8 protein-coding genes and 1 pseudogene are annotated in these 12,843 nt (G+C 64.6%); 5 read left to right on the top strand and 4 right to left on the bottom strand.

Going from position 1 to position 12,843, the window contains the following annotated elements:
* Nucleotides 1–58 precede the first annotated feature (58 nt).
* The 3 genes and pseudogenes from EN862_RS27005 to EN862_RS26995 all read left to right on the top strand — a co-directional run bounded on the left by EN862_RS27005 (nt 59) and on the right by EN862_RS26995 (nt 3,072).
* Nucleotides 59–1,498, top strand: a complete 1,440-nt coding sequence (locus EN862_RS27005; RefSeq protein ID WP_127866536.1) for an aldehyde dehydrogenase family protein — start codon at nt 59–61, stop codon at nt 1,496–1,498.
* A 17-nt stretch (nt 1,499–1,515) separates the two neighbouring features.
* Nucleotides 1,516–1,991, top strand: a pseudogene (locus EN862_RS27000) (DUF1349 domain-containing protein).
* Nucleotides 1,992–2,070: 79 nt separating this feature from the next.
* The gene (locus EN862_RS26995; RefSeq protein WP_127866535.1) at nt 2,071–3,072 is read left to right on the top strand and encodes a glycosyltransferase family 10 fucosyltransferase; all 1,002 of its coding nucleotides are present in this window, start codon (nt 2,071–2,073) and stop codon (nt 3,070–3,072) included.
* Between the two features lie 9 nt (nt 3,073–3,081).
* On the opposite strand, the gene EN862_RS26990 is transcribed toward EN862_RS26995, so the two are convergent.
* The 4 genes from EN862_RS26990 to EN862_RS26975 form a co-directional block, all read right to left on the bottom strand.
* Nucleotides 3,082–4,647, bottom strand: a complete 1,566-nt coding sequence (locus EN862_RS26990) for a glycosyltransferase (RefSeq protein WP_127866534.1) — start codon at nt 4,645–4,647, stop codon at nt 3,082–3,084.
* Nucleotides 4,648–4,669: 22 nt separating this feature from the next.
* Entirely contained in the window at nt 4,670–6,775 is a 2,106-nt protein-coding gene (locus tag EN862_RS26985) for a glycosyltransferase (protein WP_127866533.1), read from the bottom strand.
* Nucleotides 6,776–6,787: 12 nt separating this feature from the next.
* Nucleotides 6,788–7,438 (bottom strand): bifunctional DNA primase/polymerase, encoded by a 651-nt coding sequence (locus EN862_RS26980; protein WP_127866532.1) that lies wholly within the window; start codon nt 7,436–7,438, stop codon nt 6,788–6,790.
* Nucleotides 7,439–7,598: 160 nt separating this feature from the next.
* A complete protein-coding gene (locus tag EN862_RS26975) occupies nt 7,599–8,378 on the bottom strand; it encodes a helix-turn-helix transcriptional regulator (protein ID WP_127866531.1) in 780 nt (259 codons plus the stop codon).
* A 110-nt stretch (nt 8,379–8,488) separates the two neighbouring features.
* Here EN862_RS26975 and EN862_RS26970 point away from each other — a divergent pair, with 110 nt between their 5' ends.
* Together EN862_RS26970 and EN862_RS26965 are read left to right on the top strand one after the other, a co-directional pair.
* Entirely contained in the window at nt 8,489–10,630 is a 2,142-nt protein-coding gene (locus EN862_RS26970) for a hydantoinase/oxoprolinase family protein (protein ID WP_127866530.1), read from the top strand.
* Nucleotides 10,631–10,644: 14 nt separating this feature from the next.
* On the top strand, nt 10,645–12,840 hold the full coding sequence (locus tag EN862_RS26965) for a hydantoinase B/oxoprolinase family protein (protein WP_127866529.1): 2,196 nt from the start codon (nt 10,645–10,647) through the stop codon (nt 12,838–12,840).
* Nucleotides 12,841–12,843: the final 3 nt, after the last annotated feature.

Here is a 12,843-nt window from a genome sequence, read left to right as displayed (position 1 = left end):
TTGTCTGACAATTGACCCGGCCAAAGGTCGCCGCGACCAAAACCCAAGGAAAAACAAGATGACCCTGCACCGCAAGAACCTGATCGACGGCGAGTGGCTTGGCGAGGCCGGCTCGCGCAACATCAACCCGTCGAACACCAACGACGTTGTCGGCGAATACGCTTCGGCTGGGCCGGAGGAGGCAAAGCAGGCCATCGCCGCCGCCAAGACAGCCTTTCCGGCCTGGTCGCGCTCCGGCCCGCTGGCCCGCCACGCCGTGCTGAAGAAGACCTCCGACGAGATCATGGCGCGCAAGGATGAGATCGGCCGCTCGCTCGCGCGCGAGGAAGGCAAGACATTGGCCGAGGGTGTCGGCGAGACGATCCGCGCCGCGCAGATCTTCGACTTCTTTGCCGGCGAGACGCTGCGCCTGTCGGGCGAGATGGTGCCGAGCGTGCGGCCCGGCGTCGGCGTCGAGATGACCCGCGAGGGCGTCGGCGTGGTCGGCATCATCACGCCGTGGAATTTCCCCATCGCCATTCCCGCCTGGAAGATCGCCCCGGCGCTGGCCTACGGCAACACCATCGTCTTCAAGCCGGCTGAGCTGGTGCCTGAGAGCGCCTGGACCATCGTCGACATCCTGCATCGCGCCGGCCTGCCCAAGGGCGTGCTCAACCTCGTCATGGGCAAGGGCTCGGTGGTCGGCCAGGCGATGCTCGACAGTCCCGACGTCAACGCCATCTCCTTCACCGGCTCGGTCGGTACGGGCAAGCGCGTCGCCGCGGCAAGCGTCGAGCACATGCGCAAGTTCCAGCTCGAAATGGGCGGCAAGAACCCGCTCGTCGTGCTCGACGATGCCGACCTCGCGGTCGCCGTCGACTGCGCCGTCAACGGCGCCTATTTCTCGACCGGGCAGCGCTGCACCGCATCGTCACGCCTGGTCGTTACCGACGGCATCCACGACCGTTTCGTAGACGCCGTGAAGGAGCGGCTGGACAAGCTCGTCATCGGCGATGCGCTGGACGCCAAGACCCAGATCGGCCCGGTCGTCGACCAGACGCAGCTGAAGCAGGACGAAGATTATATCGCCATCGGTGTCAGGGAAGGCGCAACGCTCGCCTTCGGCGGCGAGCGGCTGGAGCGCGGCACGCCGGGCTTCTATCTGAAGCCGGCGCTGTTTGTCGGCTCCAACAATGCCATGCGCATCTCGCGCGAGGAGATCTTTGGCCCGGTCGCCAATGTCATCCGCGTCAAGGATTATGACGAGGCGCTGGCTGTCGCCAACGACACGCCGTTCGGCCTGACCTCCGGCATCTGCACGACCAGCCTGAAGCATGCGACGCATTTCAAGCGCAATTCCGAAGCCGGCATGGTGATGGTCAACCTGCCGACGGCGGGCGTCGACTTCCATGTGCCGTTCGGCGGCCGCAAGGGCTCGAGCTACGGCCCGCGCGAGCAGGGCCGCTACGCGATGGAGTTCTACACCACGGTGAAGACCGCCTATACATTCGCCGGCTGATCCGATTCGGGAGATCGATGAGCGTGGCCGACATGACATGGCTCAACCCGCCGCCGCACCAAGTGTTCGGCGACGGCACGCTCACCATCCGCACCGGCAAGGATACGGATTTCTGGCGCGAGACTTTTTACGCCTTCTGGCGCGACAACGGCCATTTCCTCTACCGCCCGGTCGAGGGTGACTTCGCCGCCGAGGTCACCGTCAAGGGCGACTACAAGGTGGTCTATGATCAGGCGGGGCTGATGCTGCGCCTCAGCGAAACGCCGGCATGGACGGCGTCAGAATCCGCCTGACGCGTCACGCCGAGGCGATCCGCATCCAATATCTGGATGCCGCCGACGACCGTTGGAAGCCGGTGCGGCTGGCCTATTTCCCGGTCTCGAAATCGGTCGATGTCGGCATGATGTGCTGCTCGCCGCGGCGCGAAGGATTCGAGGTGACGTTTTCCGATTTCGCCATCGGGCCGGCGATTTCGCGGGACCTGCACGACTGAGCCCCCGGCAAAGGCAGCTGTGCTTTCCCAACAGTCGGGAAAGTCGTAAGACGGTGCGTCATCTGACCCGAAGAGCCTGATGCCGTCAAATGCCCCGCTGATCCTCTTCTGGACGCGCTACTTCAACAAACCCGTCGACGTCGCGGCCATACCGCGATGCTCCGTGCCCGTCGAATGGACCAACGACCGGCGGCGGCTTGCTGAGGCCGACGCCGTGGTCTTCCATCTGCCGAATTTTCGCGAAGCCGGCGATGCCTACAAATATCCTGGCCAGCTCTGGGTTGCATGGTCGATGGAGAGCGTCGTCAATTATCCCGTCATGGCCGATGCGGCCGTCACGCGGCACTTCGATGTCGCCATGACCTATGAAACCGGCGCGGACGTCTGGAGGCCTTATCTGCCGCAAGCAAGCTGGTGGGAAGCCGCCCGCCACGTGCCGATACCGCCTAAGACCGAATGCGCCCCGGCGGTGCATTTCCAGTCATCGAGCTTCAACAAGAGCGGGCGTGATACATTCATCGCCGAGCTGTCCCGGCACATCGCGGTCGATTGCTACGGTCGCTACCGGCCCAACCGCGAGATCATAGGCCCTGATCTCGGCCGGCAGACCAAGCTCGAGACCATTGGCCGCTATCGCTTCTGCCTGGCGCTGGAGAATTCGATCGCGCCGGACTACGTCACCGAGAAGATGTTCGATCCGTTGGAGGCCGGCACGGTGCCGGTCTATCTCGGCGCGCCCAATGCCGCCGACTTCGCCCCCGACAATTCCTTTATCGATGCCGCCTCCTTCAGCACACCGGCGGAACTCGCGGCCTATCTCCGCCATCTCATCGAGACACCCCAGGCCTATGCAGCCTATCTTGCCTGGCGATCGAACCCGCTGCCCGAGAAACTGGCAGCCCAGATTGCCAGCCTTGACACGCCTCCGCTCTGTCGGCTCGCTCGGCTCGTCACTCAGCGCCTGACGCAGCACGGCGCGCCCCAGCCGCCTGGCAAACCCTCGCTGCCGTTTGGTCGCAAGGCGTTTCTGCGTAACAGGTGGCGCCGTTGGCTGGCTGCCCGCCGCGGCAGGCCGATGTAACATGGGCGTTCACCACGGCACGTGCAGGATTTCGAGCTTGGGCAGACCCACCGGCCGGATACCAAGGTCGTTGGCCAGCACGCCAAAGGCCTCCGTCTCGATCAGGTCGCGATAGGGGATTTCCGGAAAGCGAAGCCCGCCGCGATGCAAGGCCGCGTCGACCAAAAGCATCGTCCCGCCGACCCCGTCGAGGCCGATGCTGTCGAGATGTCTGACGTCGCTGAGATGCAGGCGGGAATAGGAGTGCACGGCGGGCTGGTAGATGCCGCCGCGTATCTGGCGATAGTAGCGATAATCCTTCTCTTTGCGCACGCTGACGAAGCTGTTGAGGTCGAAACTGTCGCCGCCGGCTATCTTGACGCAGTTTGGGACCACGATGCGATTCCCGCTTTCGATAAGCCGGCTCAAGATATCGCGGGGAAATCGCCACACGTCGATATCGACCCACAACGCCCAGTCGTCGCTCGTGTCGAGGCCGCGGTCGATCAGGTGGTTTCGCACCTTCGCGATGGCGCCGCGCCTCACGCGCTGCAGGCCTCGCTTGGCGCGCTCCGTCCGGTCGAGCCGGACGCCTGTCTGCTTCTGCAGCAGAATCACGTCCCGATAGGCGCCGGCCAGCGGCGCCACGGCCTGCTGCAACCGCTCCCAGCTTCCGTCCACGCTGTCGCCCTCGCAAAAGACCAGCTTGATCCTGTCCTTCGGGTAGTCGAGCGCGGCGACGGCATCGAGGAAGGGCTGGATATGATCGGCCGCGTCGCGCAACGGCACCAGGATGGCGACATTGCCACCCGACGGGATCGGCGCCGCGAGGGCCGCCTGGCTCACGCCCTGCCTGGCGGCTGCTTCGCTTAGATGAGCGCCGCGTGTCAGATGGTGCCAGGATCGGTAGGCATGCGTGCGGAGATTGTCTCGCCAGCCCGGCGCCGGAGCGCGTGTCCACCATGTGCCGGCCCAATGGTGGATGGAAAGGGTCGGCGTCCCATCGTCGCCCCTGCGCCCAGCCGAGTCGACCGGCGCGAACAGCGCCGAAGGATGGATGGCGAAGGCGGATTGATCGCCATAGCTGAGCTGCGCCGAAGTCATCACGCAGGGGCCCGTCGCGTCGATGGCTTCCTTGGCCTGGGCGAGCCCCGGCAGGAAGGACAGGAGGTGAAGCCAGAAGGGATGGCCGGGCGGGCTGGCGATCGTGCCGTTGAACAGAAGATAGGGCAGCCGGCGGAAATCGGCCTGCACACGTGCATGCGTATCCGGCTCCTTGCAGAAAACGATCCGGTCCTCGCTGGCCAGCGGATCGAACGGCGCCACGCATTCGCAATCGATATCGGCGTAGACCCCGCCGAAATGATGCAGAAGCAGGTACCGTCCGGCATCCGCCCTCAGCACGCCGCTCTCGTAACTGCAAAAGGTCGGCAGGAAGTCAGGATAATGCCGCGCGACGAACTCGAGCAGCTGACGATCGTTCCAGAACATCATCGTCCAGTCCGGATGGTGCCGCTTCCAGCTCTCGATATAAGCCTGGAATCGGGTCGGGATCTGGTCGGTCTTCCAGGTCTGGTGCAGGATCTTGGGGATCATGTAAGGCTCGTTGTGCGGCGGTTCATCGGCTGGTTCCGTCCAGTCCCAGGCCGTGGCGAACGGCTTCGCGGATTGCCTGAGGTCCGAAGCGGGACCATGCGGTATCATGGGCGCGGGCACGCAATCTGGCCATGCGGGCCGGGTCGGAACAGAGTGCGACCGCGAGGTCGGCCAGTCCTTCGTCGGTGTCGGACAGAAGCAGGTCTTCACCGCCGGCGAGGTCGAGCCCTTCGGCCGCCAGCGGCGTCGCGATCACCGGAACACCCGCGGCCATCGCTTCCAGGATCTTGATGCGCGTGCCGCCCCCGCTCCTGAGCGGGACGATGCAAAGATGCGCTGCCGACAGCAGGGGACCGACATCGTCGGGGTTTTCGATCAGGACGACGCCATCGAGTTGGGCCAGGATACGGACGGCCGGATCGGGCGAACGACCGGCTAGGATGAGCCGCGCGGCCGGCAAGGCCTGTCGGATCCGCGGCAGGATGATGCGGGCCAGGCGTTCAGCGGCATCGATGTTGGGATGATAGCCGAGATGGCCAACAAAGAGGATAATCGGAAATCCGTCGGACGTCCCGGGCGATGGAGGCAGCAGCTCGGACGTCCCTTTGGCGCGCGGAATCCCGTTCGGCACGATATCGACCGGCGTTTCATGCGCGGTTATCGCCTTGAGCCGCTCGCGGTCCAGCTTCGAACAGACCCAGATGCGGTCGACGATCGCCGCCGCCCTTCGCTCCAGCTGCCTTATCCCGGGCGACACGGCCGACGGGGCATTGCCGGGCGTCTGGGCGGCGAGATCGGACTCGACATTGTGCATGTCGAGAATGAGCCGCCTGGTCAGCGGCCGCAGAGGCTGCAGCAGCTTGAACAGCGGTACGCTTTCGACGACGATCGTGTCCGGACGGAACTCGCGCGCCAGGGCTTTGAGCCGGGCGAGCGCCGGACGCGGAATCCGGTTCTCGCCCTTGATCCGTCGCCAGCCGAGCGAATGCGATCGCTTGTCGGCTTCCGTGGTCAATGAGACCACGCGGATGTCGAGGCCGGATGGCTGCAGCAAGCCGGCAGGTCTCACCGAGGCAAGGCGCACGGGCCCGATTTCGGCGGCCGCGACGGCATTGCCGAAGGTCCTGAGATCGGCGCCGGAGGCGGGCGGGTAGGCAGGATCGAAGCTGACGAACAGCGTGCGTCGGGGCGCCGCCGGAACGACAGATATATGCGGCCTGTTCCCGGCCAGCCGCCCGAACCGGATCCTCGCCACATATTGAGCCGCCTTCCAGCTCCGGCCAAATTCCCGATGCGCCTTGACCGCGCGCATCATGCCGGCGGCGTCCGCGAACATCCTGTGCTTGATGAGCTGGCGGGCGATGCGCTGCGCTATCCAGGCCTTTCGCCATTGCAACGCGTCCCGCCCGACGCCGGCGGCTTCGAGGCTGTCGAGTTCGCGCGCTATGGCGAGGAACGTCTTGCGCGGCGCGGTTATGAAGCGGCGCGCCATCCGCTCCTCATTGTGGTGATAGAGGAGCACCGGCGTCTCGATCGCGACGACTTCGGCGAGCGCCAGCAGCGCCGCCCAGTAGCAGGTGTCCTCGTCGAGGCCGATGGCTTCCGGAAAGCGGATGCCGGCTGTGGCCCAACCGGCAACCAGCGCGCTTCCCATCGCGATCGGCCATAATTCGTTGCGCAGGTATCGGCGCGTGTTCTGCCGCCTGTCGGGACCATAGCCATGTGGCGTCTTGAGCTTGTCCGGCCGGCCCTGCGCGCGCCGTACGCTGGCCCCGACGGCAAGGCCGGCGCGAGGCTGGCCTGCCAGCGCCGAGCCCAGCAGCGACAGGCCGCCGGGCATCACCTCGTCGTCGGCGTCGAGGAAGAAGATGGATGTGCCGCCTGCCCGCTCGATGCCGACATTGCGCGCGGCGCCCGCGCTGCCCAGGCGAACGCTCACCACATCCAGCGGCAGGCCAAGGCGGCGTGCGCTTTCCATCGCCACCTCGGCCGTGCGGTCATCCGAGCCGTCGTCTATCACCAGGATCTGGCGGATAACCGGCTTGTCGGACAGAAGGCTGCTCAGAGCCGCCTCGATCGTTGCGGCCGCGTTTCTTGCCGGAATAACGACGCTGATCTCAGCCGTCATGCGCTGGGCCGTTCATTGCCGTTCGAAGAAGCCGCGCTTGAGCAGGCGGTCATAATGGTGCTTGAGCATCGATACCGGGCGCAGCGAAAGACTGCCAAGACCATCGACGACCTGCGGCTCGATATCGAATGGCGACTGGCCTTTCACCCAGCTGTAGCAGGAACCGTCCCTGAGCACAGAAGGGGGCCCGACCACATAGCCGCCGAGCGCCTTGACGTGACCGACCCGGCGCAAGCCGAAATGCAGGCTGGAGGAGACCGTCGGCTCGCGCGTCCTCAGATAGACATGAAACCCGCCCGGCGATCTTGCCATCGGCGTAGCGCTCACGATCGCCTTGTGATCAGCCAGCCAGGCTCGGTAGCCGGCGTCGTCGTCGAAATCGAGGATCATCAGGTTGGAAAACCCTCCCAGGATGCCGACATTGCCGGCAAAGCCGCGAAACCAGCGCGCGATGTCGCCGCTGCCTGGCGGCCGCTGTGCCAGTTGGAAGGTAGTGGAGGTGAAGGCCAGTTCCTTCAAATCCTTGCGCAACGTCCGCAGATGCAGCGGATCATACTCCATGGCCGCGAGGTCGAGATGCTTGCCGCCGGCACGCAGCGGCAGGCATATATAGCCGCGCTCCCGCAGCCTTGCGGCGTATTCGCTCAACTCCCCGGGCTGCATTCACCTGTATCTCCCATGGAATTTTCGGCTCGATCTTTTTTAGCCTGCGGCATCCTCGTCAAGCACCGGATGAGGAGCCGTGCCGGTTCTTCATCACGTTGCTGCGATCCATGCACGCAGAAACAGCGCCCCGATTACATAATCGAAACACCACTGCCGGCTACACCTCCATCCGGTGCTGGAAGAACTGCAGGAACAATTCGCGCTCCGTCGTGATGTCGAGCTTTTCATAGATGCGGCGGCGGTGGTTCTTCACCGTGCCGACGGTGATGCCGAGCCGCTCGGCGATGTTGGCGGTCGGATGGCCGGCCAGGATCAGCTGCACCAGTTCGCGCTCGCGCAGCGACAGCTCGGGCCACAGGCTGCCCGGAATGCTCGGCGTCTGCTGCGGCGAGGCGCCTGGGCCGCTCGGCGCCGAGGTGCGTGAAAAGTCTGAACCGCGCGCCTTGATGTCCAGCGCATGCAGCGCCTCGAACACCGGCAGCCGCTCCGTGAGCAGCGCGATCTCTGCGTCCTTGAACGACACGGTCGAGCGGTCGAGGAAGATGCCGAGGCACCAGTCGCCGCCGTCGGCCAGCATGATGCCGACCTCGTCGCAGATCTCCGACTGCGCCAGGAAGCCGGCTATGTACTGGCCGCGCTTGGCTTCCTCGTCGGCCAGTCCCTTGAGCGGCATGATGCCGAGCCGGCGGTGGCTGCGCCACGAAGCGTAGAAGGGGTCGAAGACGTAGTAGTTGTCGAGATAGCGCCGCACCATCTCGTCCGAGAAGCGCCTGTGCTTGACGAATTCCGGCGTTCTGGTCGCCGAATAGCGCGTCACCGTCACCAGGTCATGCGCGATGTCGGCGCCGATCAGGTCGATCAGGCAGTCGACATGCCGGTCGGTGCCGGTGGCGGCGATCGCCCTGGCCAGCGGCGCCCAGATAGTGCCCATGCGCATGCCCTTTTCTCGGCGAACCGCGCCGCCCGGTCATTGTGTCTTTAGGCATATGGCGCTATCGGGCCAGACGAATCTAGCCTGCGGTCACTCTCGGCAAGGGAAAGCGACCCGTGGACCAGATCACCACCAACCCAATCGTCATCGGTATCGACGCCGGCGGCACCATGACCGATACGATCCTTGTCGATCAGGACGGTCACTTCAAGATCGGCAAGTCGGCGACGACGCCGAAGAACGAGGCCGAGGGCTTCCTGGCTTCGGCGGAGGACGCGGCGGACGCCTGGGGCATCTCGCTGCAGGACCTGTTCTCCGGCGTCAACGTCGTGCTCTATTCCGGCACCGGCATGCTCAACACGTTGCTGTCGCGCACCGGCCGCAAGCTCGGGCTGATCACCACCAAGGGCCTCGAGGACATGATCCTGATGGGCCGCGGCCTGCAGGCCTGGGCCGATTATTCCTATGCCGACCGCCTGCATGCCGTCACCCATCACCATCCCGATCCGCTGGTGCCGCGCCGCCGCACCCACGGCGTCACCGAGCGTATCGACCAGTTCGGCGACATCATCCTGCCGCTCTACGAGCACGAGGTGCATGCGGCAGCCAGGAAGCTGATCGCCGACAAGGTCGAGGCGATCTGTATCATGACCGTTTTCTCCCACGTCAATCCGGTGCATGAGAAGCGCATCGCCGAGATCTGCCGCGAGCAGATCGCCGCAGCCGGCGCCGACATCCTCGTCTACACCAGCCATGAGGTGCGTCCGGTTATCCGCGAGCAGTCGCGGCTGAACTCGGTGCTGATCGAGGCCTACGCCACCTCGCGCGGCCGCAAGCAGCTCAAAGGCATCGAGGATGTCTCGAAGAAATACGGCTTCAAATACGGCGTGCAGACGCTGCTCTCCTTCGGCGGCCTGACCTCGATCAACCATCCGCGCCTGCACGAGACGATGATCTCCGGGCCGATCGGCGGCATCCTGGGCGCGGCCTATGTCGGCAAGCTGATCGGCAACGATTCGCTGATCTGCTCGGACATGGGTGGCACGTCCTTCGACATGGGCGTCATCACGCGCGGCCAGACGCGGATCGAGAACGAGCCGCTGATGGACCGCTTCAAGCTCAACGTGCCGACGCTGCATCTCGACACGATCGGTGCCGGCGCCGGCATGATCCTCAAGGTCGACCCGCTGACCCGGAAAGTGTCGCTCGGGCCGGAAAGCGCCGGTTCCGATCCCGGCCCGATCTGCTTCGCCAAAGGCGGAACGGAGCCGACCATCGCCGACTGCGATGCCATCCTCGGCCGGCTGAACCCGCATTACTTCCTTGGCGGCAAGGTCGTGCTGCAGGTCGAGAAAGCGCGCAAAGCCTTCGAGGAGAAATGCGCCCGCGTGCTCGGCGTCGGCGTCGAGGAAGCCGCCGAAGGCATGATCGACATGCTCGAGGCCGACGCCAACAACGCGTTGCGCCGCGTCATCTCCGGACAAGGAATCCACCCGTCGGAATTCACGCTTTTGTCCTATGGCGGCTCGGGGCCGCTGCATCTGGCCGGCTGTTCCAGGGGCATCGGCTTCAAGGACATCATCACCTTCCAGTTCGCCGCCGCCTTCTCGGCCTTCGGCTGCACCACCGCCGATTTCATGCGCCGCCATTCGGTGTCGACGCAGATCGACATCGGCGCGCGGGCCAGCAACGACGAGCTGCAGGCTTTCGGTGCGAAAGTCACGAGCGTCTGGGATGACCTGACCAAGGCCGCGGTCGATGAGATGATCGCCGACGGCCACGCGCTCTCCAGGATCAAGACCGTGCCGTTCCTGATGATGCGCTACACCGGCCAGCTCGAGGACGTCGAGGTCATGGCTCCGCTCTCTGCGGTTCGTTCGGCCGACGACATGCGCAAGGTCATCGCCGAGTTCGAGGCGGTCTATGCCAAGGTCAATCATCGTGTCTCGCGCTACGGCGAGGCCGGCTTCTCGATCACCGAGCTGGGCCTGATCGCCACCGCCGACAAGGTCAAGCCGATGCTGATCAAGCGTCCGCTCGGCAAATCCGATCCGGCATCGGCCCATAAGGGCGTGCGCGAGGCCTATATCGGCAGCCGCTGGCACAAGGCCAATCTCTACGAGATGGATTTGCTGCAGCCTGGCCACGAGGTCATCGGCCCGGCGATTATCGAACACCCGGCGACCACGCTCGTCGTCCACCCGCAGGATCGCGTCCATGTCGATGAATGGACGCTGCTCCACTACACCCACGCTTGAGAAGGGCGAACGCCATGCTGGACAAACCCGCCTCTGCGCTCCGCATCCGCGAAAGGCTGCTCGAATCCGAGCGGCTGATGGACGAGACCGGCTGCTATGACGGCATCACCGAGCTTCACCTGCGCAACCAGGATCCGCTGAAATTCGAGACGCTGCACACCAAATTGCGAGCCTATTGCGTGTCGGCGCGCGAGATGGCGCGCCGCATCTCCGCCTCGCCCGGCGTGCGCGAGGTCGGCGAGATGGTCGTCGCCATCTACACGCCGGAAGGCGATGCTATCGCGCTCTCCAACGGCATCATGGTGCATGTGCACACGATGAGCCGCTTCATCAAATGGATGATCCGCAACGGCTACGAGGAAAACCCGCAGATCCGCGACGGCGACATTTTTGCCAACAACGACGCCTTCATCGGCACCGTCCAGGTGCCGGATGTGATGGACGTGGTGCCGATCTTCCATTCCCGCAAGCTGGTCGGCTGGGCGGGCGCCGTCTGCCACGAGTTGGAGGCCGGTGGCATCACGCCCGGCGGCGACGTGGCGCTGGCCCAGGAGCGCTTCACCGAAGGCCTGTTCGTCTGCGCCGAGAAGGTCGGCGAGAATGACGAGCTTCGGCGCGACTATGTCATCCGCTGCGAGCGTAATCTACGCATGCCGATCTACTGGGTGCTGGACGAGAAGGCAAAGGTGGCGTCGTGCATCGACATGCGCGAGAGCGTTAAGGCGCTGATCGACGAGATCGGCCTCGATTACTGGATGCAGGTATCGAAGGAATTTATCGAGGAAGGCCGCCGCGCCCAGCTTGCGCGGACGCGCCAGCTCACCGTGCCCGGCATCTATCGCGGCCATGCCTTCTACGGCCATGTCACCGCCGGCAAGCCGGGCTACCAGCCGCTCGGCGATCCCGACTGGCTCTACAACATCCCGATCGAGATGGAGATCACCTCGGATGGCAAGATCATCATGGACTTCGAGGGCACGCAGCCCTGGGGCTACCATTCGATGAACTGCACGCCGGCCGGCATGGATGGCGGCATGTTCGTGACGCTGACCCAGCACATGAATTTCGAGGGCCTGGTCAACGACGGTGCCTGGATGGCCACCGAGCTGAAGCTGCCGCACGGCACCTGGACCAACCCGGACAACGAGATGGTGGCGACGGCCACCTCCTGGGCGCTGCTACTTCCGGCCTACGGCGTCTTCCAGCGGCTCTTGTCGCGCTCCTTCATCGCGCGCGGCTTCGTCGAGGAAGCCTTTGTCGGCCAGGTCAACAGCCCGATGATCGAGATGGGGGGCACCAGCCAGTACGGCACGCCCTTCGGCATGGCGCATTTCGAATGCGCCGCCGCCGGCTCCGGCGCCCTGGCCATCAAGGATGGTTTGGACACCGCCTATGTCGGCTGGAACCCGGAATCCGACATGGGCAATATCGAGATCTGGGAGCAGAACATGCCGATGCTCTATATCGGCAGGTCGATCGTTCCCAACTCCGGCGGCGCCGGCAAATATCGCGGCGGCTGCTCCTTCCTGTCGACCTGGCTGGTTTCCAAGACCCATCATCTCAGGCTGGTCACGTCCGAGCACTCCTCGCGCGTCTTCGACAATGGCGGGCTGTGCGGCGGCTATCCGGCGCCGACCTGCCAGAAGCATCGCGCCGTGCGCGATTCGAACATCTTCGAACTGGCCGAGAACGGTGCGCCGCTGGCCCACCACACGGGCACCAACCCGTATCGTTCGGAACTGGAAGTGCGCCTCGAAGGCGAGCATGTGACGATGGAAGGGCCCTATATCACCGCGCCGCATAAGACCGGCGATGTCTTCACCCATTCCTACAATGGTGGCGGCGGCTACGGCGACGTGCTGGAGCGTGATCCGGTCAAGACCGCTTGGGATGTCGAGAACGGTTTTCTGACCAAGGAAGCCGCCGAAGGCATCTTCGGCATCGTCCTCGACGAGGATGAGCAGGGTTTTCCGGTCGCCAACCTGGAAGCCACCAAACGCCATCGCGCCGAAATGCGTGCAAAGCGCCTGGCGCGCGCGAAACCGGTTTCGGAGTGGATCGCCAAGGAGCGTGAACGGGTGAAGGCGGCCGATTTCGCGCCCGAGGTGAAGAAGATGTATGCCAGCGCGATCAAGCTTTCGCCGCGCTTCGCAAAAGACTTTTCGACCTTCTGGGATGTCGACGCCAAATCGACCTTCGGCGCGGAGTAAGAC

This window comes from Mesorhizobium sp. M2E.F.Ca.ET.219.01.1.1, from assembly GCF_004016445.2.
Taxonomy (GTDB): Bacteria; Pseudomonadota; Alphaproteobacteria; order Rhizobiales; family Rhizobiaceae; genus Mesorhizobium.
Note: the sequence above shows the minus strand (reverse complement) of the source record. Positions and strands in the feature narration are given on the sequence as shown.